Origin of the sequence: Albimonas pacifica (genome assembly GCF_900113695.1) — a bacterium.
GTDB lineage: Bacteria > Pseudomonadota > Alphaproteobacteria > Rhodobacterales > Rhodobacteraceae > Albimonas > Albimonas pacifica.
Window position 1 is genome coordinate 146,401 of record NZ_FOQH01000005.1, and the last position, 26,901, is coordinate 173,301.

The window sequence follows — 26,901 nt, forward strand, 5'->3', positions numbered from 1 at the left end:
CGGGGCGAGGGGGACGGGCGCCGCGGCCCGAGATTCTTCGCCGGTTTCGCCGGGTTGCAGGCGCGCGGAGGGGGCCCTAGGACGAGGGCGCACGCGAAGAGGGGGAGAGGCGATGGCCGGCCGCGCGTTCAGGCGACTGCGCATGGGGCTCGAGACCGTGACCGGCCTGCGCCGGCAGGGGTTCTTCGTGCCCTACCGCTACGCGCAGTCGGTGCGCCCGCCCGAGGGCTATCCGGCGATGGAGCGGCTGCTCGACGCCGCCCGCCCGGGGCTGGAGGCGACGTTGGCCGGGATCGACGCGCTGGCCGGGGCGCTGGCCGCGCTCGGCGGGCCGGCCCCGCAGCCGCGGTGGCGGCAGGACTGGTTCCCCCGGCTCGACGGCGCCGCGGCCTACGCGCTGGCGCGAAGCGGGCCGCCGCGGCGGATCGTGGAGGTGGGCTCGGGCCACTCCACCCGGTTCCTCGCGCGGGCGCTGGCGGATGCGGGGGCGCGGGCCGAGCAGGTCTGCATCGACCCCGCGCCCCGCGCCGCGCTGCTGGACCTGGCCGTGAGCTGGCGCCGGGAGCTGCTGTCGGCCGCTCACATGCCCCTCTTCGAGGCGCTGGAGGCCGGGGACATGGCGGTCTTCGACAGCTCCCACCTGCTGATGCCGGGCACGGACGTGGACCTGATCCTGTCGGAGATCCTGCCGCGGCTGGCGCCGGGGGTGCGGGTGCATGTCCACGACGTGTTCCTGCCCGACGGCTACCCGGCGGACTGGGAGTGGCGGGGCTATTCCGAGCAGAACGGCCTCGCGCCCTGGCTGCTGTCGGGCGCCTTCCGCCCGATCCACGCGAGCCGCTACGCGCTGACCCGGATGGGCGCGGCGGAGCGGCCGGGGATCCGCGACCTGCCCTGGAGCGGCGCGCCCGAAAGCAGCCTGTGGATGGTGCGCGCCTGAGCGTCGCCGCCAGGCGCGCGCCCCGGGGCCGGGCGGGAGCCTGCATCCGCGGCCGGCGCGACGGGGCGGGCCGCGAGAGGCCCCGGGTCAGGCCCCGCGCGCGCCCCCGGGGCCGCCGGGGCGCAAGGGACCGCGGGTCTCATTTCGGGGGCAGGGCGGCGGTGAAGGCGGCGGCGAGGGCGACGAGGCGCGGCAGCGTCCCGGGATCCGCCGCGGCCTGGGGGGAGAGCTTGACGAAACCGCGCATCGGGCGGCCGCGCAGGATCATCGGCGCGACGCCGGGCAGGGCGAGCGCCTCGGCCTCGCCCTCCGGCCCGACCCGCAGCAGGGCGCCCCCGCCCATCCCCGCGCCCGAGGCGCCGCCCAGCATGTGGCCGCGCAGCAGGAAGCACAGCCCGCCGAACATCTTCCGCTCGACCGTCTCGGCGGCGAGCGGCCCCAGCGCCGTCCGGATGCGCTGCGCCACCGCCTCGTCCCAGGCCATGCGTCTCTCCCGACCCTCGCCTCGTCGGGGCATCCTGGCGCATAAACCGGGGCCGACGATACAGGAGACAGCCATGCCGATGGACGCGACCGACGCCCGCCTCGCCTTCCTCTCCGAGGCCGCCCGCCTGCGCGAGGTGGAACGCGCGAGCCGCACGGGTTCGGGACGTCGCGAGAATTCGGCCGAGCATTCCTGGCACCTCGCCCTCTACGCCATGGCGCTGGGGGAGGAGGAGGCGCCGGACGGCGTGAACGTCGACCGCGCGATCCGGATGCTGCTGATCCACGACCTGGTGGAGATCGACGTGGGCGACGTGCCGCTGCACGGCGCGCGTCCCGAGAACCACGACGCCGCCGAGGACGCCGCCGCCGAGCGCATCTTCGGCCTGCTGCCGGGCGCGCAGGGCGAGGCGCTGCTGGCCCTGTGGCGGGAGTTCGAGGCGGCGCGGACCCCCGACGCCCGCTTCGCCAAGGCGCTGGACCGGCTGCAGCCGGTGCTCCTGAACCTCGAGACCGGGGGCGGCACCTGGCCGGACTTCAACGTGGGCGAGGCGGAGGTGCTGGCCCGCTGCGGGCCGCCGATCGAGACCGGCGCCCCGGCCCTCTGGCCCCGCGTGCGGGACCGGGTGAAGGCGCATTTCACGGCCCTGGTCGGCTGACGCGGCGGCCGGCGCCCTTGCCCTTGGCGGCGCGGACAGGCAAAGGGCCCCTCCGGCGGCCCCGGGCCGCCCGCGCTTGGGCCAAGTGGAGAGGACCCCGACGATGAGCGGAACCGACGCCTCGCGGCAGGCGGTGACCGAGACCGAGCAGCCCGTCTTCGTGCTGGTGCGCCCGCAGCTGGGCGAGAACATCGGCGCGGCCTGCCGGGCGATGTGGAACTTCGGCCTCGACCAGCTTCGCCTGGCGGCGCCGCGCGACGGCTGGCCCAACCCCAAGGCGGTGGCGATGGCCTCGGGCGCGGGCCACGTGCTCGACCGGGCCACGGTGCACGCGGACCAGGCGGCCGCCATCGGCGACCTGGAATACGTCTACGCCACCACCGCCCGCCCCCGCGAGCTGACCAAGACCGTCTTCACCCCCGCCGCCGCCATGCAGGACGCCCTGCAGCGCATTCGCGCGGGTCAGAAGGTGGGCGTCCTGTTCGGGCCGGAGCGCACCGGCCTCGAAACCGCGGACGTGGCGCGGGCGCAGGCCATCATCTCGGTCCCCGCCAACCCCGTTTTCGCCTCATTGAACCTGGCGCAATGCGTGCTGCTGACCGCCTACGAGTGGCGCCGGCAGGCCACGGAAACCCCTGCTGCGGTGATGGATCCGGGGAAACTGGGCCTCGCGGACCGCGAGTCGGTGGACCGCGTGCTGCAACGCCTGGAAGACGAGCTCGAGGGGGCGAATTTCTTTTTTCCGTCGGAAAAAGGCCCGACGATGCGCCTCAACATCCGCAATCTTTTCTCCCGAGCGCCGCTGACCGACCAGGACGTCCGAACGCTCCACGGGATCATCCGCACGCTGGCCGAAGGGCCCAAGCGCAGGCGGAGATGAGACCGGGGACGCGGGAGGGCAGGGGACGGCGGCCAGGGAAGCCAAACGGGAAGGAGACCGACATGACCCCGACCCCCGCCACCCGCGCCAGCGCCCGGGCCCTGTCCGCCGGGACCGACGACCGCCGCACGATGCGCCGCATGGGCCTCGCGCTCGCCGCGCTGACTGCGCTGGGCGTGGCCTTCGCGGCCCAGCCCGTGCTCGCCGATCCGCCGGGCGGCGTGCCGCCGGGGCTCGCCAAGAAGGGCGTGTCCAAGAAGGAGTGGAAGCAGTTCAAGAACGGCGGGGACGCGCGCGACTACGACCGCGACCGCGACGTGGTCGTGATCCGCGAGCGCGACCGCGTGGTCTACGAGCCGGGCTACCGCCTGCCGCGCGACCGCGAGTACGTGATCATCCGCGACTACGACCGCTACGGCCTGCGCCGGCCGCCCTCGGGCTACGACTACTACCTCGTCGACGACCGGGTGATGCGCGTGTCGCGCGACACGCTGCAGATCGCCGCCGTCATCGGGCTGGCCAGCGCCCTGCTGAACTGATCGCGGGCGCGGGGGGCGGAAAACCGCCGCCCCCCGCCCGCCGCGGCCTGCCGTCCTCTTGCGGCGGGGCGCCGTTCCGGGCCAATTGCGCGCGCCGGCCGGGCATTCCCCCGGCCGGCGCGGCGCGCGAGCGGGCCACCCTGTCGCAGGGGACGACGCCCGGCGGGCCGTGATGATCCGGTTCCGACAGGGGGACGCCCATGTCCAGGCCCCGCTCGATCTTCGAGGACGTTTCCGGCCAGCCGGCCGCCGCCCAGCCCGCGACGCCCAAGGCCGCGCCGGGCGAGGCCGAGCGCCGTCGCCGCGCCAACCGTCGCCACATCGCCATCTGGCTGCAGATCCTCGCCGCCCTCGTCGCCGTCATGGTGCTGGTCGGCGGCCTCACCCGCCTGACCGAGTCGGGCCTCTCGATCACCGAATGGAAGCCCGTCACCGGCGCGATCCCGCCGATGAGCGAAGCCGCCTGGCAGGCGGAGTTCGAGAAGTACCAGACCATCCACCAGTTCCAGGCGATCAACCGCGACATGGACCTCGCGGGGTTCAAGACGATCTACTGGTGGGAATGGGGCCACCGGCAGCTCGGCCGCCTGGTGGGCCTGGTGTGGGCCGCGGGCTTCGTGTGGTTCCTCGCGCGGCGCAAGATCCCCTCGGGCTGGACCTGGCGGCTGGTGCTGCCGGGCGCGCTGGGGGGCGTGCAGGGCGCGATCGGGTGGTGGATGGTCGCCTCGGGGCTGGAGGGGCAGATGGTCTCCGTCGCCTCCTACCGGCTGGCGACGCACCTGGGTCTCGCCTTCGCGATCCTGGGGATCCTGGCGCATTACTCGTGGGAGATCTCGCGCTCGGGCGCCGAGCTCCTGCAGGCACGCCGGCGGCGGATGTCCGCGCCGATGACCTTCGGCAGCGTCCTGTGCCTCGCGGTCTTCGTCCAGATCCTGCTGGGCGCGCTGGTGGCGGGCATCGACGCGGGGCGCGGCTACATCGACTGGCCGCTGATGGGGGGCGAGTTCCTGCCCTCGGAGTCCTTCGACTACGAGCCGCTGTGGACCAATTTCTTCGAGAACCCGGCGCTGGTGCAGTTCATCCACCGCATGTGGGGCTACGGCCTGCTGCTTCTCGGCGCGGTCTACTGGTGGCGGATGCGCGGCGCGGCGCACGCGGGGCTGAAGCGGCGCGCGGACTGGGTGCTGGCGATGATGTTCGGCCAGGTGGTGCTGGGCGTGGTCACGGTGATCCATGCCGCGCCGCTGTCCTGGTCGATCCTGCACCAGGCCGGCGCGCTGGCGCTGTGGATGCTGGCCCTGCGCGCCCGCTTCGAGGCCGGCTGGCCCGCCGAGGAGAAGATCGCCCGCGGCCGCGTCTGAGCGGCCGGGGCCCCGCGCGGGCGCGCGCGCCGGGCGGTCCGGCGGGCGCCTCGCGAAGGTGTGAACGGGCAGGGCCTCCGAAGGCCCCGAGTTGCGCCGTCGGAAACGCATCCGTCGTGCCGTCGTCGCGATTCTCCTGCTAGCGTGCGCGCAAGGCGCTCGGAGTCAGGAGCGCCGGGCCCAACTCGGAGGACCCCAGGCAATGCCCAGGAAATCTCGTCTCATCGCGTCCACGCTCGTCGCGGCGATCGCCGCCGCCGGCTTCGGCTTCGCCCAGGCCGCGGACGTCGAACCCAGGATCGACGACCCCATCTCCCTGCGGCAGAACATGATGAAGGACGCGGGCGCCGCCGTCGGCATCATGGGCGCCATCGCCAAGGGCGAGGCCGAGTTCGAGCCCCGCGCGGTCAAGGCCGCCCTGCTGACGCTGAACGCGGTCGCCCTGGGCTTCCCCTCGCAGTTCCCCGAGGGCGCGATCTCCGAGGCCTCCGAGGCCGCCCCGGCGATCTGGGAGGATCGCGCCGGCTTCGAGGCCGCCGCCGCCAAGTTCATCGCCGACAGCCAGCAGGCCAAGACGATGCCGGCGACCAACGCCGACGAGATGAAGGCCGCGATGGGGGTCGTCGCCTCCAACTGCCGCGCCTGCCACGAGAAATACCGCGTCCAGAAGAACTGAAGCGATGTCTTCCGCACGCTGGCTGATCCCCGTCGCGGCCCTGGCCGCGGCGGGCGCGGGCGCCGCCTGGCTGCTCGCCGCCCCCGATCCGATCGACCCCGCCGAGGTCGCCGGCTGGAGCCCCTCGCCCGAGGCCGCGGCCCGGGGCGAGCGGCTGTTCCACCTCGGCTCCTGCGTCTCCTGCCACGCGGCCCCTGGGGCGGAGGGCGAGGCGCGCCTGGCGCTCGCCGGCGGCCGCGCCTTCCCCACGGCCTTCGGAACCTTCCACGCCCCCAACATCTCCCAGGACCCCGAGGCCGGCATCGGCGCCTGGACGCCCGAGCAGTTCGCCTCGGCCTTCCTGCGGGGGGTGGGGCCGTCGGGCGAGCATCTCTACCCGGCCTTCCCCTGGCCATCCTACGGGCGGATGGAGGTCGCGGACGCGCTGGACCTCCTGGCCTATCTCAAGACCCTTCCGGCCGATCCCACGCCCTCGCAGCCCCATGACCTGGGCTTCCCCTACTCGATCCGCGCGGCGATCGGGGGGTGGAAGCTGCTCTATTTCCGGCCGGAGCCGGTGATCGCCGGCCTCTCGGGCCAGGCGGAGGCGGGGCGGCGGCTGGTCGAGGGCATCGGCCATTGCGGCGAGTGCCACACGCCCCGCGGTCCGCTGGGCGGGCCGGAGTTCGAGCGTTGGCTCGCGGGCGGGCCCAACCCCGACGGCGAGGGCACGATCCCCAACATCACGCCCTCGTCCTCCGGGATCGGAAGCTGGTCGGTCACCGACATCGCCTACTATCTCGAGAGCGGCTTCACCCCGGACTTCGACAGCGCCGGCGGCGGGATGACCGCGGTGATCGAGGAGACCGCGAAGCTGCCGCCCGAGGATCGCGAGGCGATCGCGGCCTATCTCAAGGCCGTGCCGGCGGTGGAATAGGGGGCGGAGGCGCCCTGCGGGCGGGCCTGGGCCCGGGGCCGGCGGGGCGCCTTCCGCCGGGGCGGGGGCGCCTCCGGCGGGCTCCTGACTCACCAAGGAACAGGGCCGCGCCTGTTTCCCGAAGCCGTCCGTCGCGTCCGATGCCTGAGCGACTCGCCCCCGGGCGTCAAGGACGAGCCCGCGCAAGCGCGGGTCGCTTCGCGATCCTTGACCCCCGGGGGCGAGTCGCTCTGATCGGCATCCGCGACGGACGGCTCCGGGGAACAGGCGCTCCGCGGGGGAAGCCTGTCGGGGCGCCTGGCGGCGGGCCGGGTCAGAGCTCGATCGGGTTGTCCTTGGCGAGGCGGTCGAAGGCGGCGAGGGTCTCGACCAGCTTCGGCATCTCGCGCAGCGGGATCATGTTGGGACCGTCGGAGGGGGCCTCGTCGGGGCTCTCGTGGGTCTCGATGAAGACGCCGGCGATGCCGAGGCTGACGGCGGCGCGGGCGAGGACGGGCGCGAACTCCCGCTGGCCGCCCGAGGAGCCGCCGAGGCCGCCGGGCTGCTGCACCGCGTGGGTCGCGTCCATGATCACCGGGTAGCCGGTCTTCGCCATCGTCGGCAGGGCGCGCATGTCGGCCACCAGCGCGTTGTAGCCGAAGGAGACCCCGCGCTCGGTCAGCAGGATCGCGTCGTTGCCGGTGGACGAGACCTTGGAGGCCACGTTGGCCATGTCCCAGGGCGCGAGGAACTGGCCCTTCTTCACGTTCACCACCTTGCCCGTGGCGCCGGCGGCGAGCAGCAGGTCGGTCTGCCGGCACAGGAAGGCGGGGATCTGCAGGATGTCGACGCCCGCCTCGGCCGCCATCGCGCACTGCTCGGGCGCGTGAACGTCGGTCAGCACCGGCAGGCCGGTGCGCGAGCGGATCTCGGAGAGCATCTCCAGCCCTTCCTCCATCCCCGGGCCGCGGCGGCCGGAGAGGGAGGTGCGGTTGGCCTTGTCGTAGCTGGCCTTGAACACATAGCCGACGCCGGCGGCGCGGCAGGCCTCGGACATCGCGCCGGCGATGTCGAGCGCATGCTCGAGCCCCTCCAGCTGGCAGGGGCCGGCGATCACGGTGAGGGGCAGGGCGTTGGAGATCGCGAGATCGCCCACGCGCACGGTCTTGGCTTGGGTCATGTGCGCGTCCTAGCCCGGCGGCGCGGGGCCGTCCAGCGCCTTTGCGGCCGGCCTGCGCCCGCCGGCGCCGCGGCGGCGCGCGACAGGGCCCGCGCGCCGTGGCAGGCTGACGGGCATGGATGCGCCCCTGCACGACCCCCATGGCCCGCCCGCGGCGGGGCTGGTCGCGGCGCCGGCCCCCCCGGCCGGCGCGCGGCGGATGGTCGGCTTCTCGCTGGCAGGGCCGCTGCCGGGGACGGAGCTTGCGCCCGCCTGCGCCTTCGTCCCCCTGATCCTGGTGCTGGAGGGCGGGTTCGAGCTGCGCGACGCCGCCCGCTCGCGCCCGCTCCTGCGCAGCTTCACGGCGGGGCTGCACGACCGGCCTGTGGGGATCGCCTATCCCGGCGCCGCGGTCTGCCTGCAGGTGGACCTCGCCCCGCTCGCCGCGCGGCGGCTGCTGGGGCCGCGGCTGGCGGAGGCGGCGGGGGAGACGGTGGACCTGCGCGAGATCGCGCCGGCGCTGGCCGCGGAGCTCGAGGACCGAGCGGCGGGCGCGCCGACCTGGGCCGCGCGGTTCGAGGCGGTCTCAGGCGTGCTCGCACGGGCGACGGCGGGGGCGCAGGGCCCCTCGCCCCTCGCCGCCCGGGCGCTGGCCGAGATCGACCGCGCGCCCTGGCGACCGGTGGCGGAGCTGGCGGAGCGGCTGGGCGTCTCGCGCCAGGGGCTCTCGGACGCGCTGAGGCGCGAGGTGGGGATGGGGCCGAAGCGGCTGGCCCGGCTCGCGCGGTTCGAGGGGGCGCTGGCGCGGCTGCGCGGCGCGCAGGCGGCGCCGCTGGCGGACCTCGCGGCCGAGATGGGCTATGCCGACCAGGCGCACATGGCCCGCGAGATGCGGGCCCTGGGCGGGGCCACGGCGCGGGCGCTGGCGGCGCGGCGGCCGGACTGAGCGGACGGCGACATTTCTTCAAGACCGCGCGGCCGGGACGCCGGCATACCGGGTCCGCAGACGCCGAGCGCAGGAGGACCCGATGACCGGCAGCCACGTGATTCCCACCCTGTCCTACCGGGACGCCCCCGCGATGATCGACTGGCTGTGCGAGGTGCTGGGCTTCGCCCGCCACGCCGTCTTTCCCGACGACCGCGGCGGGATCGCCCATGCCGAGCTGACGCTGGGCGCGGGCATGGTGATGCTGGGCTCGCTCCGCGAGGGCGGCTTCGGCGACCTGCAGGGGCCGCCCGGGGACGGGCGCGCGGGGGGCAGCCCCTACCTCGTGCTGCCCGACGACGCGGCGGTGGAGGCCGCCCATGCCCGCGCCCTGGCGGCGGGGGCGGAGATCGTGATGCCGCTCGAGGTGAAGGACTACGGCGGGCTGGCCGTCTCGATCCGCGACCCCGAGGGCGGGCTGTGGAACCTGGGCGCCTACGACCCCTGGACCGCCGCCGCGGGCTGAGGACCAGAGCGCGGAGGCGGCGGGCCGCCCGCGGAGTCCCGGGGCCCGACCCGGGCAGACCCCGGAAACGAGACCGCCCCGGGCGTCGGCCCGGGGCGGTCTGCGGTTCGGGGCCCGGCCGCGCGGGCCCGGCGGAGGCTCAGCCGTGGACCTTCTTCACCCGGGTCACGATGCCGGCGACGATCGAGATCGCCGCGGCGAAGAAGCTGAACAGCGCGCCCATCTTGGCCGCGTCCTGCACCGGGCCGGCCGGGAAGGCGACCGAAGCCACGAAGAGCGCCACCGTGAAGCCGATCGCCGCCACGCAGCCGACCACGAAGAGGTCGATCATCCGCATCCCCTCGGGCAGGCCCAGGCGCATCGGCTTGGCGGCAAGCCAGCCCATGAAGGCGATGCCCAGCGGCTTGCCGATCAGCAGGCCCGCCAGCACCAGGAAGGTGGGCGCCGAGATCGCCGAGAACTCGACCCCCGCGTTGGCGAGGCCGAAGAAGAACAGGATCACCTCGACCGGGAGCTTGAGGCCATGCTCGATCTCGTTGAGCAGGTCGTGCAGGTGCTCCTCCGCCTCGGCGAAGAAGCCGAAGCTGACGTCGGCGTGCGGGATGGTCATCACCATCGGCAGCAGGCCGAGCGCCGGGTGGATGCCCGATTCCTGGAAGCCGTACCAGCAGATGCAGCCGCCGATCAGGTAGGGCCAGAAGCCGAGCTTCGCACGCACCCAGGTGGAGTTCGGCCGGTCCTGCTTGCCGCGGTCCAGCCGGCGCGGCAGCCAGTTGGCGAGCAGGTAGGTGCCCGCGGCGGCGGCGAGCGAGAGCAGCAGCCACTGGGGCGCGAGCTCGGCCGAGGGGTAGAAGATCGCGAGGATGATCAGCCCGGCCGCGTCGTCGGCGATGGCCAGCAGCAGCAGGAAGCGCACCGCCGGGTGGCCGGCGCCGAAGACCATGCGGCCCACGAGGTAGGAAAACGCGATGTCGGTCGCCGTCGGGATCGCCCAGCCGCGGGAGACCGCGTCGTAGGTCTCCGAGCCCATCACCATGGCGAGGCCGAGGTAGACCGCGATCGGGCCCAGCATGCCGCCGGCGGTCGCGACCAGCGGGGTCATCGCCTTCTTGCCGCGCAGCGAGCCGTTCTCGAGCGCCACGGCCTCCCAGACCTCCTTGCCGGCGATGGCGAAGAACAGCGCCATCAGCACGTCGTTGATGAGGTAGTGCAGCGTCAGCGTGCGGTGGGCGTGCCCCTCGGCGTCGACGTGCAGGTGGCCGATGAAGAAGTCGTCGATCAGCGGGAACTCGACGAAGTGGTGGTAGGTGTCTGGGGATAGGTTGGCCCAGCCGAGCGCGACCAGCGCGCCGGCGATCAGGAGCAGCGAATACTCCGACACGAAGGACCACAGTTTGTACATGCCCCGGCTCCCACCCATTGCCTTGCGCCCACCGGCGGGCGGGGGGCCGGCCGGGGGCGAGTCGGACTTGGTTAGGCGATCAGGCCGGAGGCGGCAATGCGCGATGGCGCGTTCCGACGCCGCGGGCGCGCCCGTGGCGGCCGGAGGAGCGCCGCGTCGGGCCTCGCGCCCCCGGGAGGCGTCGGGCCCGCGGCGCGGCGGCTGGCGTCGGCGCCTGCGGCGGCCTGGGGCTGGGCGCAGCGCTTGGGCCGACGGGCGCGCCTGCGGCGCGCGGGGAAGCGCCGCGTCGGGCGTCGCGCCCCGGGGATCGGTCCGGCGCGCGGCGCGGCGGCGGACGGGGGAAGGCGGGGCCGGCGGAGGGGCTCAGCGGGGCAGGGCGGCTTCCAGGCGGGCGGCCAGGGTCTCTGCGTCGCCCGCGAGGCGCAGGCGCTTGCTGCGGGCGGTCGCGCCGGCCTCCAGCGTCACCGCCGAGCGGGGCAGGCCGGCGGCGCGGGCCACCAGCCGCAGCACCGCGGCGTTGGCCTTGCCGCCCTCGGCCGGGACCGATACGCGCACGGCGAGCGCGGTCCGCCCCTCGGCGTCGGTCGAGACGCCCTCGATCCGGTCGCGCCCGCCCCGCGGCGTGGCGCGGACGGCGAGCAGCAGTCCGCCGCCCTCGGCCGGGCGCCAGGGGCGGGGCGCGCTCACCGGCGGTCTCAGTAGTAGGCCGGGCCCGTGAGGTTGTTGGAGATCAGCACCTGCAGCGCGATGATGCCGAACAGCAGCACCAGCGGCGCGAGGTCCAGCCCGCCCATCGGCGGCAGGATCGAGCGGATCGGCCGGTAGAGCGGCTCGGTCAGGCGGTTGAGCGTCGACCAGACCGTGTAGACGAAGCGCTGGCGCAGGTTGATGACGTCGAAGTTGATCAGCCAGCTCATCACCGCGTGGATGATCACGACCCACCACACGAAGTTCAGGATCATCAGGAGAATGGTGGCGATCGAGTGCATCGGGCGGTCATCCATGCGGCAGGGCGGAAGCGTTCGGGCACAGGTAGCCGCGGCGCCTCGCCGGATCAACCGTCGCAACGCCCTGCGGGCGCGCGAGTCGCGCTGAATCGCGCGCATTCGCCCCCGCGCCGCCCGAACCGGGCCCCGGATGCGCCCGAAGGCCGCGCCCCCGCGGCCCCCCGCCCGGCCTCCTCCGCCCTGCGCGCACGGGCCTGGCGAGGGCTATCCGCCCCCGCGCCCGCCCGCCTCAGGCGCGGCGCCGGCGCTGCGCGCCGGGTCCGACGGCCTCGCCGGGCGCGGCTGTCGCGACGGCGCCTCGCGCTCGGCCGAAGAACTCCGCACGGGGCCGCTTGACAGCCCCCGGGGGCCTGTCTAGGAAGCGCGCCAACGGGGCCGTAGCTCAGCTGGGAGAGCGTCGCGTTCGCAATGCGAAGGTCAGGGGTTCGATCCCCCTCGGCTCCACCAAATCCCCGCGCATGTCGAGGCCGTCCTTCGGGGCGGCCTCGCGGCGTTCGGGGGGCAGGCGGGCGCGAGGACGCGGTTGCGCGGCGTGCCGATGCGCTCGACCTCCAGCGTCGCCACGTCGCCCGGCTCCAGGAAGCGCAGGTGCTCGAGGCCGCAGCCGTTTCCGACGGCGCCCGAGCCGATGAACTCGCCCGGGCGCAGGGTCTCGGAGGCGGAGACGTGGGCGATCACGTCCTCGAACGTCCACAGCATCTCGCCAGAGGGGCCGCGGCCCCATTCCTCGCCGTCGACCCGCGCGATCATGGTCAGGTCTTAGAGGTCGGGGATCTCGTCGGGCGTCACCGGGCAGGGGCCCATGGCGTCGGCGTCGCCGAAGTCCTTGCCCTTGGCCGGGCCGAGCTGGCCGCCCATCTCGGCCGCCTGGGCGTCGCGCGCGGAGACGTCGTTGACGATCGTGTAGCCGTAGATCGCCTCGCGGGCGCGCTAGCACGGGACGTCCTTGCAGGTCCGGGCGATGCAGACGCCGAACTCCAGCTCGAAATCCATCAGCTTCGAATACCGCGGCCAGACCACGTCCATGTCCGTGCCGCAGGCGGAGAAGCGGTTGCGCTTGTGGCAGATCGGCTGCGCGTAGAACGTCTGCGGGATCGAGAGGACGCCGGTGCGTTCCTCGAGGGCGAGGGGCGCATCGTCGACCTCGCCGCCGCCGGGGGCGAGCTCGGTGACGAACTTCCTGGGGATCTCCCTGTCGGGGGCGCCTGGCGGCCCGCTTGCCGGGCGCAGCTTCGCGTCGGGGCGGGCAGGCGCGCAAGCCTGCCGACCGGTCGTCGCGAAGGCTGCGGGCAGGGCCGGAGCGCGCTAGAACGGGCCGGAGCGACGCAGGGAGGCGATGATGGCGAAGCGGGGCTGCAGCCGCGGGCTGCACGACATCGGGAACGGCTGCTGGGCCTGGCAGCAGCCGGACGGGGGCTGGGGCTGGTCGAACGCGGGCCTGGTGACCGACGGCGAGGCGAGCCTGCTGGTCGACACGCTCTTCGACCTGAAGCTGACCGGCGAGATGCTGGCCGCGATGCGCGCCGCCGTCCCGCAGGCGGAGAAGATCGGCGCCCTGGTCAACACCCACGCCAACGGCGACCACACCTACGGCAACCAGCTCGTCGAGGGCGCGCGGATCGTGGCGAGCCAGGGCACGGCGGAGGAATTCGCCCACGTGCCCCCGGCGATGTTCCTCGCGCTGATGTCGGACCCCGCGATGCTGGGCGAGGCGGGCGACTTCGTGCGGGAGTGCTTCGCCCCCTTCGACTTCGTCGGCATCACCCTGACCCCGCCCACCGAGACCTTTTCGGGCGAGACCGCGCTGCGGGTCGGCGACCGCGAGGTGCGGCTGATCGAGGTGGGGCCCGCCCACACCAAGGGCGACACGCTGGTGCATCTGCCCGGGGAGAAGGTCGTCTACACCGGCGACATCCTGTTCAACGAGGGCACGCCGATCGCCTGGGCGGGGCCGCTGTCGAACTGGATCGCGGCCTGCGACCGGATCCTGGCGATGGACGTCGAGGTGGTCGTCCCGGGCCACGGGCCGGTCACCGACAAGGACGGGGTGCGGGCGATGCGCGACTACCTCGTGTTCGTGACGGAGGAGGCGCGGCGGCGCTTCGATGCGGGGCTCGATTTCCTCGCCGCCGCCCATGACATCGAGCTGGGCCGCTTCGCGGGCCTGGGCGATCCCGAACGGCTCGTGGTCAATGTGCAGACCCTCTACGACGATTTCGCGGGCGGCGAGCGGCCGGTGCGCGAGGCGATTCCCTACTTCGCCCACATGAAGGCCCTGCGGGAGAAATGGGGGCTGGGCCCCGTCCACGGCCACCTGCACGGCCCGGACTGCGGCTGCGGAGGGTGAAGCGGGCGAAAGCGCCCACGCGGAGATTGACTCCGCGCGCGCCCTGAATAGTGTCCGACAAACCGACACTGAACGCCGGACGGCCAACGTCCGGCCGCCGCCATGACGGCAGGGGAGCGACGCGCATGGGGCTCAGGCCCAGGCCCATCCAGGTCTCGAAGGCCTATGAGCAGGTCTCGGCCCAGCTCGAGTCCCAGATCCTCGAGGGCCGCCTGCTGCCGGGCGAGCAGCTTCCGGGCGAGGTGGAGCTGGCCGCGCTCTTCGGGGTGAACCGATCCACCGTGCGCGAGGGCATCCGGCGGCTGGAGTCCGAGGGGCTGGTGCGCCGCGCCTCGCCCCGCAAGCTGGTGGTCTCGACGCCCAAGGCCCGCGAGCTCGCCTCGCGCAACACCCGCGCGCTCAGGATGCTGGAGGTGACCTTCGACCAGCTCTGGCGGGTGGCGGTGGAGATCGAGCCGCTTGCCGCCGAGCTCGCCGCGCGCAACGCCACCGACGCCGACGTGGCCAAGCTGCGCGCCAACCAGGCGCGCATGGCCAAGGCGACCGAGGCGCGCGACGACCGGGCGGTGGTGCGTCTCGACCTCGAATATCACTCGATCATCTCCGAGGCGACGAAGAACCCGGCGCTGGCGCTGGCGCAGGAGCCGATCGGGATCCTGCTCTATTCCGGCCTCGAGGCGCTGCTGCCGCATCTGCCCCAGGCGCCGGCCCGCCAGCTGGAGGCGCACGGGCGGGTGATCGACGCGGTGGCGATGGGCGACCCCGACGTGGCGCGCGACTGGACCCTGCGCCACGCGGTCGACTTCCGCCGCGGCTACATCATGGCCGGCCTGCCGATGGACGCGCCCATCGCGCCGCTGGTGCCCGCGGCCGGGGCCAAGGCCGCCAGAGAGATCACGACGCCGCCGCGCGACGCCTGACGCGCGCGGCCCGACACGCAAGGGGGACGACCCATGGACTTCGAGTATTCCGCAAAGACCCAGAGCCTGATGGCGAAGCTGGAGGACTTCATGCAGTCCTACGTGCTGCCCGCCAACCAGGAGTTCCATGAGACCTTCCACAGCACCGGCAAGTATCCCATCGAACTGCTGGACCGCCTGAAGGCCAAGGCCTTCGAGGCGGGCCTGTGGAACATGTTCATGCCGGGTCTGAAGGACGACGAGCCGGGCACGCGTCTGACCAACCTCGAATACGCGCCGCTGGCCGAGATCATGGGGCGGGTGCCCTGGGCCTCGGAGGTCTTCAACTGCTCGGCCCCCGACACCGGCAACATGGAGATCCTGCACCAGTTCGGCACGCCCGAGCAGAAGGAGCGTTGGCTGAAGCCGCTGATGATGGGCGAGATCCGCTCGATCGTCGGTCTGACGGAGCCGGACACGGCCTCCTCGGACCTCACCAACCTCTCGACCACGATCATCCGCGACGGCGATCACTACGTCATCAACGGGCGCAAGTGGTTCTCGACCGGGGCGATGCATCCCAACGCGAAGCTGGCGATCGTGTTCGGCGTCTCGGATCCGTCTCCTGACGCGGACCGGCACAAGAAGCACAGCTTCATCCTGGTGCCGATGGACACGCCCGGCGTGAAGATCGTGCGCGACGTGCCGATCATGCACCACCACGCGCCCGAGGGGCATTCGGAGGTGCTTTACGAAAACGTGCGCGTGCCGGTGGAGAACATCCTCGCCTCGGAGGGCGACGGCTTCATGCTGGCGCAGGCGCGGCTCGGGCCGGGGCGCATCCACCACTGCATGCGCACCATCGGCCAGTGCGAGCTGGCGCTGGAGCTGATGTGCGAGCGGGCGCTGGAGCGCAAGACCTTCGGCCGCGCGCTGGCGGACCGCGCCAACATCCAGGACTGGATCGCCGAGGCCCGCTTCGACATCGACCAGGCCCGCCTGCTGATGCTGCGCGCCGCCTGGAAGATGGACCGCGAAGGCGCCAAGGCCGCGCGCGTCGACGTCTCGGCGATCAAGGTGGTGGCCGCGCGCCTGCAGACCGGGATCACCGATCGCGCCATGCAGGTCTTCGGCGCCGCCGGCATCACGCCCGACACGCCGCTGAGCTACCTGTGGACCTGGGGCCGGGCGCTTCGCTTCATCGACGGCCCCGACGAGGTGCACCTGATGGTCATCGCCCGCGACGAGCTGGGCAAGGCCAAGGGCCGCGTCGGCGCCAACACGCACCATTACGTGCGCCCGCACTGACGCGGGCGGCGACGCGTGCGCCCGCGCAGACGCGGGCGCCGACCAAACAAGGGCCGCGACCCGGGGAGGACGCCATGGCCGCAGCGATAGACCCCGCGACGAGACGGGAGCTGCATTACGGAAGCCGGGTGGTCGACTGTTTCGTCGACCGCCCCTCCGACATCCACGCCATGCTCGAGGCCGCGGTCGCCGCGCGCCCCGGGGCCGAGGCGCTGGTCTGCGGAGAACTGCGCTTCACCTGGGCGCAGCTCGACGAGGAGGTGCGCCGCCTCGCCGCCGCCCTGCATGGCGAGGGCGTGGTCCCCGGCGACCGGGTGGCCCTGCTGCTGGGCAACGACGCGCCCTTCGTGGTGCTGACCTACGCGGTCGCCCGGCTCGGCGCGATCCTGGTGCCGCTGTCGCTGCGCGACCAGACCCCCGGCCTGCGCCACGCGCTGGTGCAGTCGGGCGCGAAGATCCTGATCTGCGAGCCGGAGGCGGCCGAGGTCGTGCCGCCGGCCTGCGAGACCCCCGCGCTGGTGCGCCGCTTCGCGCTCGGCAAGGTGGAGGGGTTCTGCAACTACCACCGCCTGCTGGGCGCCGATCCCGAGGCCGCGCCCCCGCCCGCGAAGGTCGACGAGGAGGCGGTGGCCACCATCCTCTACACCTCCGGCACCACGGGCGTGCCGAAGGGGGCGATGCTGACGCACCTGGGCATCGTCCACTCGGCCACCGCCTTCGCGAGCTTCATGGACAGCCGCCCCGGCGACCGCGAGGGCGTGATCGCGCCGCTGAGCCACGTCACCGGCCTGGTGGGCGGCGTGCACAAGGCGGTGCGCGCGCAGGCGACGCTGCTGGTGATGCGGGAATTCAAGGCCTCGGCCTTCCTCAGGCTCGCGGCGGAGGAGAAGCTGACCCACTGCGCCATGGTGCCGGCGATGTACAACCTTTGCCTCGTGCAGGACGATCCGGCGAACCACGACCTCTCGGCCTGGCGCTGGGGCGGCTACGGCGGCGCGCCGATGCCCGCGCCGACCATCGAGCGGCTGGCGCAGAAGCTCCCGAACCTCAAGCTGATGAACTGCTACGGCGCGACGGAGACCACGTCGCCCGTCACCATGATCCCCCCCGAATTCACCGCGAGCCACCGTCTCAGCGTCGGCAAGTCGAGCTATGGCGCAGTGAGCGTGGTCATGGATGAGGACGGGCGCGAATGCCCGCCCGGCGTGCACGGGGAGCTCTGGCACTCCGGACCGATGGTCGTGCCGGGCTACTGGGAGAACCCGGAGGCCACGGCGAAGGAGTTCGCGGGCGGGTTCTGGAAGTCGGGCGACATCGGCTCGATCGACGCGGACGGCTTCGTCTACGTCCACGACCGCAAGAAGGACATGGTCAACCGCGGCGGCTACAAGATCTTCACCGCCCAGGTGGAGAGCGTGCTCGCCGCCTTCCCCGGCGTGACCGAGAGCGCGGTGGTCGCCAAGCCCTGTCCGGTGCTGGGCGAGCGGGTGCACGCCGTGGTGGTCTCGCCCGAGCCGCTGGACGAGGCCGCGCTCGCCGCCCACTGCCGGCGCGAACTGGCCGACTACCAGGCGCCCGAGAGCTTCACGATCACGCCCGAGCCGCTGCCGCGCAACCACAACGGCAAGATCATGAAGCGCGACATCCGGGAGAAGCTGAACTTCGTCGAGCGCGCCTGAGCGCGCCCCGGCCCTGACCGCGGCGCGCCGGAAGGGCGCGTCGCACACAAGACCCGGCGCGGCCGCCCGAGGCCGCGCCCAAGACCGAAAACGAGCAGTCGTTCGCACCGGACCCGCGAAAACGCGGGCCGCACCATGGGAGGAAACCCGATGAAGACCCTTGTGAAAGGCGCCCTCGCCGGCGCCGCCGCGCTGGCCGTGACCTCGGCCCCGGCGGTCGCCCAGAACCTGATGATCTCGGCCTCGCTGCCGCAGGTCCACATGTGGGTGGGCCAGAGCCTCGACCCGTTCGCGGACAAGCTCGAGGAGCGCACCGACCTCACCTTCACCCGCTTCTACGCGGGCGAGCTGGTGGGCGTGGGCCGCGGGCTCGACGCGCTGCAGGGGGGGACGGTCGACATCGTCTCGCCGCTGCTCGCCCCCTACATCCCCGGCGCCTTCCCGCTGACCGACATCTCGCAGCTGCCGGTCTACGGCACCGACAGCGCCCAGATCACCCGGGCCTTCCAGAAGCTGATGGACTCGGACGTCGAGCTGAAGGACGGCAAGACCTTCTACGAATACGAGATCGAGCCCAAGGGCATCGTCGCCTGGGGCCTGGGCGCCTCCGGCCCCTATGCGATCAACACGGTCTCGAAGGAGATCACCTCGCCCGCCGACTTCCAGGGCCTGCCGCTGCGCGCGGGCGCGGCGCTGCAGACCATGACGCTCGAGAACCTCGGCGTGAACCCGGTCACCATGCCGGCGGCGCAGGCCTACGAGGCGCTGAGCCGCAAGACCATCGAGGGCATCCTGCTGTCGGTCGCCGACTGGAAGTCCTACTCGATGACCGAGCTGCTGAAATACTCGATCGAGGGCGTGGCGCTGGGCCATTGGGAGAGCTACGCGGCGATCTCCAAGTCCGCCTGGGACGGGCTGAGCGAAGAGCAGCAGAAGGCGATGGACGAGGTCGCCCGCGAGGTGGCGCTGGAGAACGCCGAGTTCATCCAGAAGCAGTACCTCGAGGTCCGCGCCGCCGCCGAGGCCGCCGGCACCACCTTCGTGCAGGCCTCCGACCTGCCGCAGGAGCTTCAGGACCACATCGCCGAGGCTTCGGTCGCGACCTGGAAGCAGTGGATCGAGACGATGGAGGCCGACGGCCATCCCGCCCGCAAGGCCGCCCAGCTCTGGGCCGAGCTGGTGCAGGAGGAGGGCGGCGAGCTGCCGCCGGGCGTCGCCGAGTACCTCGCCGACTGATCCCCTCCGCGCCCCGCAGGGCGCGGACGCCGGTCCCGGCCGCGCCCGCGGGCGCGGCCGTCGCGCGGATCGCCGTCGCCCCCGCGGGGGCGACGGTCTTCGCCGGAGGCGCGACGCGCGCCTCCCGCCGCACTTCTTCATGTCGCGGGGAATTCGATGACCTCTCATGAGGCCCTGATCTTCGTCTCCGCATGGTTCGCCGTGTTCCTGATCCTGGGACAGAGCGTGGCGATCGTGCTGATGGGCGCCGGCATCGCGGGCATGTTCGCGATGATGGGCACGCGCCTGTTCGACGGGCTGCTGGCCGCCGACATCGTGGGCGCCGCCTCGTCCTATTCGCTCTCGATCATTTCGCTCTACCTGCTGATGGCGCAGTTCCTGCTGCGGGGCAGGGTGGTCGAGGACCTGTTCCGCGTGGGCTATCGCCTGGCCGGCAAGCGCCGCTTTCCGCTTGGCGCGGCGACCATCGTCTCGGGCGGGATGCTGGGGGCGGTGTCGGGCTCGGGCGCGGCGACCTCCGCGGCGCTGGCGGTGATGGCCGGGCCGCAGCTGCAGCAGGTGGGCTACACCAAGCGCTTCGCGGTGTCGCTGGCCGCGGTCTCGGGCTCGCTCGCCGCGATCATCCCGCCGTCGCTGATCATGATTTTCTACGGCTCGCTGACGCTGGTGCCGGTGGGGCACCTGTTCATCGGCTCGATGATCCCCGGCCTGCTGTGCATCCTGTGCTACATCGGCTGCCTGTGGGTCTTCGGCGAGACCAAGCCCGGCGCGGCCCCGGCCGAGAGCGAGGCGGACGCCGAGCTTCCGACCTCGGCCGTCGCCGCCTTCATCTTCGTCGTCGTGCTGATGTTCGTGATCTTCGGCGGCATCTACGGCGGCGTCTTCACCGCCGGCGAGGCGGGGGGCCTGGGCGCCTTCACCGCGCTGGTGGGCATGGCGGCCCTGCGCCGGATCGGGCTGCGGGACATCTTCGACAGCCTGGTGGACTCGGTGAAGGTCACCTCGATGCTGATGATCATCGTCATCGGCGCGCAGGCCTTCGGCCGCTTCCTGTCGCTGTCGCGCGCGCCCCGCGAGCTGCTGGCGGCGGTCGAGCCGCTGCTCGCCCAGCCCACGGTGCTGGTGGCGCTGATGCTGCTGGCCTTCTTCATCGGCGGCCTGCTGCTGGAGTCGGCCGCGGTGATGGTGCTGCTGATCCCGATCATCCTGCCGGTGCTGGAGGCCGCCCAGGTCGACCTGCTGTGGTTCGGGGTGATGGCCTGCTTCATGATCTCGCTGGGGCTGCTGACGCCGCCGGTGGGGCTGGCGACCTATGCGGCCTGCGCGGCGGTGAGGCACCCGGTGGGGCCGATCTTCCGCACCACGGGCCTGTTCGCGCTGGTGGCGGCGGTGGTGGTGTCGCTGATCATGGTCGAGTTCCCGGGGGTCGTCACCTGGCTCCCCTCCCAGATCCAGTGAGGTCGAGATGCTGAGACGATCCTACGACGCCCTGGGAAAATTCGAGTGGGGGCTGGCGGCGCTGGGCGGGGGGCTGTGCCTGCTGGCGATCCTGGCGCTGACGGTGCTGACGGTCTTCGGCCGCTACGTGCTGCATACCGACCTGATCCCCGGCGCCTTCAACATGATCGAGTCGGTGCTGTTCCCGGTGATGGTGTTCTGGGGCCTGCCGCTGGCGCATCGCGAGGCGACGTTCCCGCGGCTCGAGATCCTGGACCCCTGGATGCAGGGCGCGCTGGGCAAGCTGATCGCGGGGCTGGTGCTGCTGATCGAGGTCTGCGTCTACGCCATCGTCGCCTGGTACTGCGCCCGCTACGCGATCAAGTCCTTCGACACGGCGCGCGCGGTGCAGATCGGGACCGGCACCTGGCCGGCCTGGCCGGTGGCGATGATGGCGCCGGTCGCCTTCGGGCTGATGCTGGTGGAGGCGGTGCGCCTCTGCCTTCGCGATTTCCGCGCGGCCCTCGGCCGCGGCGCATGAAGACCAGGGAGCTGACATGAAGACCAGAGTGACCGAGCTGCTGGGGACGCAGTACCCCATCATCCAGGGCGGCATGCAGTGGGTGGGCAAGGCGGAGATGGCCTCGGCCGTGTCCAACGCCGGCGGCCTGGGGATCCTGACCGCGCTGACCCAGCCCTCGCCCGACGCGCTGGCCGCCGAGGTGGCCCGCTGCCGGGAGATGACGGACAAGCCCTTCGGCGTGAACCTGACCATCTTCCCGACCGCCCAGCCGGTGCCCTACGAGGAATACCTCGACGCGGCGCTGGGCAACGGCGTGAAGGTGATCGAGACGGCGGGCCGCTCCCCCAAGGACTTCATCGAGAAGATCCACGCCGCCGGCGGCAAGGTGGTGCACAAGTGCACCTCCGTGCGCCATGCGCTGTCGGCGGAGCGGGCGGGGGTCGACGCGATCTCGATCGACGGGTTCGAGGCGGCGGGCCACCCGGGCGAGGACGACGTGGGCGGGCTGATCCTGTTCCCGGCGGCGGCGCGCGCGGTGAAGGTGCCGCTGATCGCCTCGGGCGGGATCGGCGACGGGGCCACCATGGCCGCCGCCTTCGCGCTGGGCGCCGAGGGGATCAACATGGGCACCCGCTTCTGCGCCACGCAGGAAGCCCCGATCCACGAGAACATCAAGAAGGCCATCGTCGAGGCCGGCGAGCGCGACACGATCCTGATCTTCCGCACGTTCCGCAACACCGGCCGCGTGCTGAAGAACGCCGTCTCCGAAGAGGTCGTCTCGATCGAGACCCGCCCCGGCGGGGCCGAGTTCGGCGACGTGCATGCGCTGGTCGCCGGGGCGCGGGGCCGGGCGGCGCTGGAGTCGGGCGAGGTCGACGACGGTCTGGTCTGGGCGAGCCAGGTCTGCGGCCTGATCGACGACATCCCCACCTGCGCCGAGCTGATCGAGCGCATGGTCGCCGACTGCCGCGCCAGGCTCTCCGCCGCCGCGGCCGCGGTGGCCTGAACGAGACCCCTCCCGCGCCGGCCCCGCAGGGCGGCGCGGGAGGGTCCGCGGCCACGAAGGTCGACGTCCGGGGCCGGCGTCGGGCGGCCCCGGGTCGAGCCCGGGTCGAACTCGGGGCGCGCCCGGAGCGCGAGCGCGCGCGCGGGCACGGCCGGAGAAGGCCGACGTTCGGGGGACGCGGGACGGGGCCTGCGCCCGACGGCTCAGTTGCTGAACAGGCGGCCGAGAAACCCCTTCTTCTTCTCGGGCTCGGTCGGGACCTCGGCGGCGGCGGTCTTCATCGTGGTCGCGACGATGCCGTAGGTCTCGGTCCAGGCGTCGGCGACCTCGGGGGTCCAGTCCTCGCCCAGGCCCTTCTCGAGCGTGTAGAGCAGGGCCGCGCCGACGGTGTCGTAATGCGCGTCCTTGACGCCGTAGGCCACATGCCGGCGGCCCAGGTCCTGGACGGCGGGCACGATGGTCTCGACCTTGTGGAGGTTGTTCACCGCCGTCGCCAGCATCTGCATCAGCTTCTTCTTCTGGTCGCCCATCTGCTCGGGGAACAGCGAGCGGACCTCGGGGGCGATCTCGAACAGGCGGGCGTAGAAGATGTCGGCGGCCGTGTCGGCGATCGGGGCCACCTTCTTGAAGCTGGTCTGCACCAGCGCGACCTTTTCGGGGGTCATCTCGGGGTCTCCTGTCGGCCCGGGGCTGCGACGCCCGGGCGGGTGCGGGGATCTCGGCCCCGGCGGCGCGCGTGCCGCCGGGGCCGATGGGGTCCCGCCCGCGGGCGCGGGGGCCGGGGCGGGCGTCTGTCGGGCCCCGGCGCGGGCGCGCCGGGGCGGGGGGCCTCAGCCGTCGATGGGGATGCGGATCACCACGCCGCCCATCACGTCGCCCAGCTCGAAGTCGGTGCGGGGGCTGTCCTTGTGCTCGTTGTGGCAGCTCACGCAGGCCTCGGCGACGCCGGTGTCGGCGTAGACGGCGGTGAAATAGGTCTGGCCGCCCAGCTCCTCCTCGCCGTACCAGTTCTCGCCGACGTTCTCGGCCACGTATTCCAGCCCCTCCTTCTCGGCGTCGGTCTTGGGGGCGTTCTGCTTGTTCACCGGCCAGAGCGAGAGCAGGGAGTAGGTGAACTCCTCGGTCTGGTCGGCGACCATCTCGGCCCCGAAACGGAACATCTGGGCGGGGAGCGGCAGGGCCTTGTCGTCCTCGAAATGCTCCGAGGCCTTGATCACGCCCTCCTTGTTGGCCAGGCGGTTCACCACCATGCGGGTGTAGACCGTGCGGTCCGAGTTCATCACCGCATGCAGCATGTCGGCGACCCTCTGCGGCGGGATGCCGTCGGCGGCCATGGCCGGGACGGCGATGCCGGCCGCGACCACCGCGGCGGCGAGTTTGATTTTATGCGCGGGCATTTCTAAACCCCTCGTTGCAGCTTCGGTTGCACCTCGACGGCGGGGGAGCGTCATTGGCGTGCCGCCTCCCCCGTCGTCACGCGCCGCGCCGCCCAGTCGATGCCGGGGATGTGGGCGGCGGGACGTCCCTTGAAATTGGTCGCCACCAGCGCCGGGTCCGCGAGCGCGTCGATCGCGAAGCCCAGGCCGTGGCAGTCCATGCAGACCGGGCGGATCATCTTCTCGTTCGGCCGCAGGTAGGCGTTCTGGTTGTGGGTGGTGAAGACGCGGCCCGAGGCCGGGTCCTCGACCTTCGGCATGTGGCAGTCCGCGCAGCCGACGCCGGAGCCGGGCGGCCCCTCGCCCGCGATCTCGGCCAGATAGAGCTCGTGGTGGCGGGAGCCGAAGTAGGCTTTCGTGTGCTCGTCGTCGTGGCAGCCCGCGCAGGTCTCGACCCGCGCCGGCGCACGCTCGGGCGCGTGGGGGTCGTGGCAGGAGGCGCAGGAGAGGACCGCGTGCGCGGCCTCGGCCTTCATCGGCAGGCGGGCGGCGGCGACCGACATCCGCGGGGCGGGGGCCGGATCCTCGAGCCAGGCGCGGATGGCGGCGGGCAGGTCCTCCTCCAGCCCTGCGAGGCCGATCGACTTCAGCCGCTTCTCCAGCTTGCGGGGCCTGGCGATCCCCTTGTGGAAGGCCATGCCGTGGCGGCCCTCGGTCCAGGTCTGGGCCTGGTTGCGGTGGCACTTGGCGCAGGTCTTGAGGTCGAAGGCGTCGGACCACTCGGCGGCGAGCGTCGCCTGGTCCTCCGCCTTGGGCGCGTGACAGGCCGCGCAGTTCACGCCCGTCTCGGCATGGGCCGAGGCCGCCCAGGCGGCGAGTTCGGCCTGCGGGAAGCGGGCGAGGACCTCGGCCGGGGCCTCGGCCTGCGCGAGGGTCAGGGGCTCGCCCACGGGCTTGGCGAAGCGGGCGTCGGGGGCGCGCAGGGCGGCGGCGTTCGCCTGCACGGGGTGGGACAGGAGCCACGGATCGTCCGCGTGCTTGACCAGGAAATCCTCGTAGAGGGCGCGGTTGTCGTGGAAGTTGTGGCAGCCGGCCGAGGCGCAGGTCTCGAAGCCCAGGCCTGCGTGGCTCTCCCGTTCCGCGCGCACGTTCTGCTCGCCGTCGGCGTGGCAGGCGACGCAGTAGTCCATGGCCAGCGTCACCGCGCCGGGGCGGGTGATCTCGGGCTCATGCTCGATATGGCAGGTGGTGCAGGCGCGGGCGTCGAGCTTGACCCAGTAGTCGGCCATGCGCGGGTCGCGGAACTTCTTGCGCGGGTGGCTGTCGTCGGAGAGCTTCAGCTCGTCGTCGTGGCAATTGCGGCAGCTTTCGTTGAGCGCGTCGAGCGCGTCCTCGGTCGCGGACAGCGGCTCGGCCCCGTGGCAGCTCTCGCAGGCGGTCTCGAACTGGTGGTGCACGCCGGTGGTCTCGCCCAGCAGGATCGGGGTGCGGTCGCCGCCGATGAAGACCGCGGCGCCGACGGCGGCGGCGCCGGCGAGGGTCAGGGCGGTCCACAGCAGCCAGAGGAGGGGGGTGCGCATGCCGGGCCCTCAGTAGGCGTAGACGCCGAGGACATGCGCCCCCAGCAGGAGGGGCAGGGGCCACAGGGCGAGGATGTGCAGCCAGACGGGGATCTTGCGGGGCGGGGCGGCGGCGGAGCCCACCCCCGCGTCGCGCAGCTTGTGGTCGGCGCCGGTGGCGAGGCCGGCGATCCCGCCCAGCAGCAGCGCCGCCACGTAGACCGTCATCAGCGCCGAGGAGAGGTTCAGGCCGAAGCGGAAGCCGGTGTGCAGGAAGAGGCCGAGCGCCGCCGCGACCCCGAGGCCGAGATGCACGAGCCGCCAGGCGTCGTAGCCGCCCAGCCGGCGCGCGACCCGCAGCCGCTTGCGCAGCCCCAGCAGCATCAGCGCCGCGGTGACGGCGAGCAGCCCGTAGCCGGTCCACTGCTTGACGATGTTGTCGAACCACAGCGTCTCCAGCCCGCCGCGGGCCTCGAAGGCGTCGGGGATCGGCACGCGCGGGGCGAGCGCGGTGACCAGCGCCAGCAGCGCCGCGGCGATGGAGACGGCCGAGAGGATCCTCCACCAGCGCTGGGCGGTGGCGGAGGCGGCTCCGCCGGCCAGGATCTCCTCCAGCAGCGGCTGGCAGGTTCCGCAGACGGTGCAGGCGCCGGTCTCGAAGCGGAGCGCGTCGAGGCTGGCGGCGCCGTTCGCCATCGCCTCGCCGAGGCGGCCGCGGGTGACGCCGGTGCAGTTGCAGACCGTCGCGGCCTCCGGCCAGTCGGCGGCGGAAGCGGGGGCGGCGGCGGGCCAGAGGGTTCCCTCGCGCCGGAAGCGTGGGGCGAAGAGCGGCGGCGCAGGGCTGCGGGCGGTCACCGCCTGCTGCACGCGGTTGAGCTCCGCCCAGGGGCCGATGGCGATGGCGCCGGCGAGGCGGCCGCGCTCCACGAAGACCCTCCGGTAGAGGCCCTGGCTGGCGTCGCGCCAGGCGAAGGCGCGCACGCCGGGACGCTCCTCCAGCGCCTCGACCTCGCCGATGGAGAAGACTTCAACGCCCACCACCTTCAGGCGGGTGGCGGGGGCGGCGCGGGCGAAGGCGGCGGGCTCGCCGCAGAGGGTCTTCGCGGCGGTCTCGGCCTGGTCGAGGCAGGGGCCCACCAGCCCCTCGACCCGGTCGTCGAACTCGGCGCATTCGCCGGCGGCGTAGACGTGCGGGTGGGAGGTGCGCATGGCGGCGTCGACCAGGATGCCGCGGTGGACGGCGAGGCCCATGGATTGCGCCAGCGTCGTCTCGGCCCGCACGCCGGCGCAGACCACCAGCGTGTCGGCGGGCAGCGTCTCGCCGGTCGAGAGGCGCAGGCCGGTCACGGCGCCGGCGGGGGCGAGGACCTCCTCGACCCGCACGCCGGTCAGGCAGGTCACGCCCAGCGCGTAGAGGCGGGCGGAGAGGAGGGCGGCGGCCTCGGCGTCGAGCTGGCGGGGCATCAGGCGCATCTCGTGCTCGATCACGCAGACGCGCGCGCCCTGGGCGGCCATGGCGCGCGCGGCCTCGAGGCCGAGCAGCCCGCCGCCGATCACCGCCACCTGGCGGGCCGTGAGGCTGCGCGCCTTCAGGGCGGCGGCGTCGTCGGCGTCGCGGAAGGTGAAGACGTTGCGCGCCCCGATCCCGGGGATCGAGGGCAAGAAGGCCCGCGAGCCGGTGCAGATCACCAGGTCGCGGAACGGGAACAGGCGCCCCGAGGCGGTCTCGACCAGGCGCGCGTCGAGATCGACGGCGACCGCGCGCTGGCCGGCGTAGTGATGGGCGAGCCCGTCGCCCACCGGATCGCGCGGCTGGGCGACCTGGCCGAACTGCACCTCGCCCGCCAGCAGGGGGGTGAGCTTGACGCGGTTGTAGGGCGCCCAGCTCTCGGCGTTGAGCAGGGCGACCGAGCGGCCACGCCGCGACAGCTCCCGCGCGACGCGGAAGCCGGTGGGACCGCCGCCGACGACCACGGCGTCGACGCGGGCCGCGAGCGCGGCCGGCAGGTGGGCTTCGAAATCGGGATCGAGGGTCGATCCATCCATGTGGCGCAGCTCCCTGGCTGGGCGCACGGAGGA

Annotated in this window: 27 protein-coding genes, 1 tRNA gene and 1 pseudogene; 18 read left to right on the plus strand and 11 right to left on the minus strand. The window is 73.1% G+C overall.

The window, feature by feature from the left end; translation table 11 throughout:
- The first annotated feature begins 112 nt into the window (after positions 1-112).
- On the plus strand, positions 113-940 hold the full coding sequence (locus BM064_RS11745) for a class I SAM-dependent methyltransferase (protein WP_092859978.1): 828 nt from the start codon (positions 113-115) through the stop codon (positions 938-940).
- 139 nt (positions 941-1,079) lie between these two features.
- On the opposite strand, the gene BM064_RS11750 is transcribed toward BM064_RS11745, so the two are convergent.
- Positions 1,080-1,424, minus strand: a complete 345-nt coding sequence (locus tag BM064_RS11750) for a TfoX/Sxy family protein (RefSeq protein WP_177236227.1) — start codon at positions 1,422-1,424, stop codon at positions 1,080-1,082.
- Positions 1,425-1,497: 73 nt separating this feature from the next.
- Between BM064_RS11750 and BM064_RS11755 the strand changes: the two genes are divergently transcribed.
- The 6 genes from BM064_RS11755 to BM064_RS11780 all read left to right on the plus strand — a co-directional run bounded on the left by BM064_RS11755 (position 1,498) and on the right by BM064_RS11780 (position 6,454).
- Entirely contained in the window at positions 1,498-2,082 is a 585-nt protein-coding gene (locus BM064_RS11755) for an HD domain-containing protein (RefSeq protein WP_092859980.1), read from the plus strand.
- A 103-nt stretch (positions 2,083-2,185) separates the two neighbouring features.
- Positions 2,186-2,962 (plus strand): RNA methyltransferase, encoded by a 777-nt coding sequence (locus BM064_RS11760; RefSeq protein WP_092859981.1) that lies wholly within the window; start codon positions 2,186-2,188, stop codon positions 2,960-2,962.
- Between the two features lie 62 nt (positions 2,963-3,024).
- Complete coding sequence (locus BM064_RS11765; protein ID WP_092859982.1) at positions 3,025-3,501, plus strand: RcnB family protein; 477 nt, start codon at positions 3,025-3,027, stop codon at positions 3,499-3,501.
- A 200-nt stretch (positions 3,502-3,701) separates the two neighbouring features.
- A complete protein-coding gene (ctaA, locus tag BM064_RS11770; protein WP_092859983.1) occupies positions 3,702-4,862 on the plus strand; it encodes a heme A synthase in 1,161 nt (386 codons plus the stop codon).
- 202 nt (positions 4,863-5,064) lie between these two features.
- Entirely contained in the window at positions 5,065-5,538 is a 474-nt protein-coding gene (locus BM064_RS11775; RefSeq protein WP_092859984.1) for a c-type cytochrome, read from the plus strand.
- 4 nt (positions 5,539-5,542) lie between these two features.
- Positions 5,543-6,454, plus strand: a complete 912-nt coding sequence (locus BM064_RS11780; RefSeq protein WP_092859985.1) for a c-type cytochrome — start codon at positions 5,543-5,545, stop codon at positions 6,452-6,454.
- A 313-nt stretch (positions 6,455-6,767) separates the two neighbouring features.
- Here the strand turns inward: BM064_RS11780 and kdsA are convergent, their stop codons facing one another.
- On the minus strand, positions 6,768-7,613 hold the full coding sequence (kdsA, locus tag BM064_RS11785) for a 3-deoxy-8-phosphooctulonate synthase (RefSeq protein ID WP_092859986.1): 846 nt from the start codon (positions 7,611-7,613) through the stop codon (positions 6,768-6,770).
- 115 nt (positions 7,614-7,728) lie between these two features.
- Between kdsA and BM064_RS11790 the strand changes: the two genes are divergently transcribed.
- A complete protein-coding gene (locus tag BM064_RS11790) occupies positions 7,729-8,538 on the plus strand; it encodes an AraC family transcriptional regulator (RefSeq protein WP_092859987.1) in 810 nt (269 codons plus the stop codon).
- A gap of 82 nt (positions 8,539-8,620) precedes the next feature.
- The gene (locus BM064_RS11795) at positions 8,621-9,043 is read left to right on the plus strand and encodes a VOC family protein (RefSeq protein ID WP_092859988.1); all 423 of its coding nucleotides are present in this window, start codon (positions 8,621-8,623) and stop codon (positions 9,041-9,043) included.
- Between the two features lie 139 nt (positions 9,044-9,182).
- Here the strand turns inward: BM064_RS11795 and BM064_RS11800 are convergent, their stop codons facing one another.
- From BM064_RS11800 to BM064_RS11810, 3 genes are all read right to left on the minus strand, one after another.
- Positions 9,183-10,445, minus strand: coding sequence for a Na+/H+ antiporter NhaA (locus tag BM064_RS11800; RefSeq protein ID WP_092859989.1), 1,263 nt, complete (start codon positions 10,443-10,445; stop codon positions 9,183-9,185).
- A 363-nt stretch (positions 10,446-10,808) separates the two neighbouring features.
- On the minus strand, positions 10,809-11,132 hold the full coding sequence (locus BM064_RS11805) for a DUF167 family protein (protein WP_092859990.1): 324 nt from the start codon (positions 11,130-11,132) through the stop codon (positions 10,809-10,811).
- 8 nt (positions 11,133-11,140) lie between these two features.
- Complete coding sequence (locus tag BM064_RS11810) at positions 11,141-11,434, minus strand: YggT family protein (protein WP_092859991.1); 294 nt, start codon at positions 11,432-11,434, stop codon at positions 11,141-11,143.
- A gap of 389 nt (positions 11,435-11,823) precedes the next feature.
- Between BM064_RS11810 and BM064_RS11815 the strand changes: the two genes are divergently transcribed.
- Positions 11,824-11,899 (plus strand) — tRNA-Ala (locus BM064_RS11815).
- On the opposite strand, the pseudogene BM064_RS27770 reads toward BM064_RS11815, so the two are convergent.
- A pseudogene (locus tag BM064_RS27770) lies at positions 11,870-12,370 on the minus strand (fumarylacetoacetate hydrolase family protein); the annotation flags it as partial. The gene BM064_RS11815 and the pseudogene BM064_RS27770 sit on opposite strands and share 30 nt — an antisense overlap.
- Before the next feature lie 12 nt (positions 12,371-12,382).
- The gene (locus tag BM064_RS27780; protein WP_218161024.1) at positions 12,383-12,472 is read right to left on the minus strand and encodes a fumarylacetoacetate hydrolase family protein; all 90 of its coding nucleotides are present in this window, start codon (positions 12,470-12,472) and stop codon (positions 12,383-12,385) included.
- Positions 12,473-12,791: 319 nt separating this feature from the next.
- Between BM064_RS27780 and BM064_RS11825 the strand changes: the two genes are divergently transcribed.
- The 8 genes from BM064_RS11825 (at position 12,792) to BM064_RS11860 (ending at position 21,887) form a co-directional block, all read left to right on the plus strand.
- Entirely contained in the window at positions 12,792-13,799 is a 1,008-nt protein-coding gene (locus tag BM064_RS11825; protein WP_092859992.1) for an MBL fold metallo-hydrolase, read from the plus strand.
- 125 nt (positions 13,800-13,924) lie between these two features.
- Positions 13,925-14,719 carry a FadR/GntR family transcriptional regulator gene (locus BM064_RS11830; protein WP_092859993.1) on the plus strand — a complete coding sequence of 265 codons (795 nt, stop codon included), beginning with the start codon at positions 13,925-13,927 and terminating at the stop codon, positions 14,717-14,719.
- A 33-nt stretch (positions 14,720-14,752) separates the two neighbouring features.
- Entirely contained in the window at positions 14,753-16,006 is a 1,254-nt protein-coding gene (locus BM064_RS11835) for an acyl-CoA dehydrogenase family protein (protein WP_092859994.1), read from the plus strand.
- A gap of 74 nt (positions 16,007-16,080) precedes the next feature.
- The gene (locus BM064_RS11840; protein ID WP_092859995.1) at positions 16,081-17,685 is read left to right on the plus strand and encodes a class I adenylate-forming enzyme family protein; all 1,605 of its coding nucleotides are present in this window, start codon (positions 16,081-16,083) and stop codon (positions 17,683-17,685) included.
- 150 nt (positions 17,686-17,835) lie between these two features.
- Entirely contained in the window at positions 17,836-18,921 is a 1,086-nt protein-coding gene (gene dctP / locus BM064_RS11845) for a TRAP transporter substrate-binding protein DctP (protein WP_092859996.1), read from the plus strand.
- A 156-nt stretch (positions 18,922-19,077) separates the two neighbouring features.
- The gene (locus BM064_RS11850; RefSeq protein ID WP_092859997.1) at positions 19,078-20,379 is read left to right on the plus strand and encodes a TRAP transporter large permease; all 1,302 of its coding nucleotides are present in this window, start codon (positions 19,078-19,080) and stop codon (positions 20,377-20,379) included.
- A 7-nt stretch (positions 20,380-20,386) separates the two neighbouring features.
- Positions 20,387-20,899, plus strand: a complete 513-nt coding sequence (locus BM064_RS11855; RefSeq protein WP_092859998.1) for a TRAP transporter small permease — start codon at positions 20,387-20,389, stop codon at positions 20,897-20,899.
- A gap of 16 nt (positions 20,900-20,915) precedes the next feature.
- Positions 20,916-21,887 carry an NAD(P)H-dependent flavin oxidoreductase gene (locus BM064_RS11860; RefSeq protein ID WP_092859999.1) on the plus strand — a complete coding sequence of 324 codons (972 nt, stop codon included), beginning with the start codon at positions 20,916-20,918 and terminating at the stop codon, positions 21,885-21,887.
- A 203-nt stretch (positions 21,888-22,090) separates the two neighbouring features.
- On the opposite strand, the gene BM064_RS11865 is transcribed toward BM064_RS11860, so the two are convergent.
- The 4 genes from BM064_RS11865 to BM064_RS11880 form a co-directional block, all read right to left on the minus strand.
- Positions 22,091-22,552, minus strand: a complete 462-nt coding sequence (locus BM064_RS11865) for a globin family protein (protein ID WP_092860000.1) — start codon at positions 22,550-22,552, stop codon at positions 22,091-22,093.
- 165 nt (positions 22,553-22,717) lie between these two features.
- On the minus strand, positions 22,718-23,284 hold the full coding sequence (locus BM064_RS11870; RefSeq protein WP_092860001.1) for a Tll0287-like domain-containing protein: 567 nt from the start codon (positions 23,282-23,284) through the stop codon (positions 22,718-22,720).
- 50 nt (positions 23,285-23,334) lie between these two features.
- The gene (locus BM064_RS11875; protein WP_092860002.1) at positions 23,335-24,843 is read right to left on the minus strand and encodes an ammonia-forming cytochrome c nitrite reductase subunit c552; all 1,509 of its coding nucleotides are present in this window, start codon (positions 24,841-24,843) and stop codon (positions 23,335-23,337) included.
- A 9-nt stretch (positions 24,844-24,852) separates the two neighbouring features.
- The gene (locus BM064_RS11880; protein WP_092860003.1) at positions 24,853-26,868 is read right to left on the minus strand and encodes an FAD-dependent oxidoreductase; all 2,016 of its coding nucleotides are present in this window, start codon (positions 26,866-26,868) and stop codon (positions 24,853-24,855) included.
- Positions 26,869-26,901: the final 33 nt, after the last annotated feature.

What these genes read in the sequence shown, in the direction of transcription:
- BM064_RS11745 (WP_092859978.1), top strand. Translation starts at nt 113, where the DNA reads ATGGCCGGCCGCGCGTTCAGGCGACTGCGCATGGGGCTCGAGACCGTG.
- BM064_RS11750 (WP_177236227.1), bottom strand. Translation starts at nt 1,424, where the DNA reads ATGGCCTGGGACGAGGCGGTGGCGCAGCGCATCCGGACGGCGCTGGGG.
- BM064_RS11755 (WP_092859980.1), top strand. Translation starts at nt 1,498, where the DNA reads ATGCCGATGGACGCGACCGACGCCCGCCTCGCCTTCCTCTCCGAGGCC.
- BM064_RS11760 (WP_092859981.1), top strand. Translation starts at nt 2,186, where the DNA reads ATGAGCGGAACCGACGCCTCGCGGCAGGCGGTGACCGAGACCGAGCAG.
- BM064_RS11765 (WP_092859982.1), top strand. Translation starts at nt 3,025, where the DNA reads ATGACCCCGACCCCCGCCACCCGCGCCAGCGCCCGGGCCCTGTCCGCC.
- ctaA (WP_092859983.1), top strand. Translation starts at nt 3,702, where the DNA reads ATGTCCAGGCCCCGCTCGATCTTCGAGGACGTTTCCGGCCAGCCGGCC.
- BM064_RS11775 (WP_092859984.1), top strand. Translation starts at nt 5,065, where the DNA reads ATGCCCAGGAAATCTCGTCTCATCGCGTCCACGCTCGTCGCGGCGATC.
- BM064_RS11780 (WP_092859985.1), top strand. Translation starts at nt 5,543, where the DNA reads ATGTCTTCCGCACGCTGGCTGATCCCCGTCGCGGCCCTGGCCGCGGCG.
- kdsA (WP_092859986.1), bottom strand. Translation starts at nt 7,613, where the DNA reads ATGACCCAAGCCAAGACCGTGCGCGTGGGCGATCTCGCGATCTCCAAC.
- BM064_RS11790 (WP_092859987.1), top strand. Translation starts at nt 7,729, where the DNA reads ATGGATGCGCCCCTGCACGACCCCCATGGCCCGCCCGCGGCGGGGCTG.
- BM064_RS11795 (WP_092859988.1), top strand. Translation starts at nt 8,621, where the DNA reads ATGACCGGCAGCCACGTGATTCCCACCCTGTCCTACCGGGACGCCCCC.
- BM064_RS11800 (WP_092859989.1), bottom strand. Translation starts at nt 10,445, where the DNA reads ATGTACAAACTGTGGTCCTTCGTGTCGGAGTATTCGCTGCTCCTGATC.
- BM064_RS11810 (WP_092859991.1), bottom strand. Translation starts at nt 11,434, where the DNA reads ATGCACTCGATCGCCACCATTCTCCTGATGATCCTGAACTTCGTGTGG.
- BM064_RS11825 (WP_092859992.1), top strand. Translation starts at nt 12,792, where the DNA reads ATGGCGAAGCGGGGCTGCAGCCGCGGGCTGCACGACATCGGGAACGGC.
- BM064_RS11830 (WP_092859993.1), top strand. Translation starts at nt 13,925, where the DNA reads ATGGGGCTCAGGCCCAGGCCCATCCAGGTCTCGAAGGCCTATGAGCAG.
- BM064_RS11835 (WP_092859994.1), top strand. Translation starts at nt 14,753, where the DNA reads ATGGACTTCGAGTATTCCGCAAAGACCCAGAGCCTGATGGCGAAGCTG.
- BM064_RS11840 (WP_092859995.1), top strand. Translation starts at nt 16,081, where the DNA reads ATGGCCGCAGCGATAGACCCCGCGACGAGACGGGAGCTGCATTACGGA.
- dctP (WP_092859996.1), top strand. Translation starts at nt 17,836, where the DNA reads ATGAAGACCCTTGTGAAAGGCGCCCTCGCCGGCGCCGCCGCGCTGGCC.
- BM064_RS11850 (WP_092859997.1), top strand. Translation starts at nt 19,078, where the DNA reads ATGACCTCTCATGAGGCCCTGATCTTCGTCTCCGCATGGTTCGCCGTG.
- BM064_RS11855 (WP_092859998.1), top strand. Translation starts at nt 20,387, where the DNA reads ATGCTGAGACGATCCTACGACGCCCTGGGAAAATTCGAGTGGGGGCTG.
- BM064_RS11860 (WP_092859999.1), top strand. Translation starts at nt 20,916, where the DNA reads ATGAAGACCAGAGTGACCGAGCTGCTGGGGACGCAGTACCCCATCATC.
- BM064_RS11865 (WP_092860000.1), bottom strand. Translation starts at nt 22,552, where the DNA reads ATGACCCCCGAAAAGGTCGCGCTGGTGCAGACCAGCTTCAAGAAGGTG.
- BM064_RS11870 (WP_092860001.1), bottom strand. Translation starts at nt 23,284, where the DNA reads ATGCCCGCGCATAAAATCAAACTCGCCGCCGCGGTGGTCGCGGCCGGC.
- BM064_RS11875 (WP_092860002.1), bottom strand. Translation starts at nt 24,843, where the DNA reads ATGCGCACCCCCCTCCTCTGGCTGCTGTGGACCGCCCTGACCCTCGCC.
- BM064_RS11880 (WP_092860003.1), bottom strand. Translation starts at nt 26,868, where the DNA reads ATGGATGGATCGACCCTCGATCCCGATTTCGAAGCCCACCTGCCGGCC.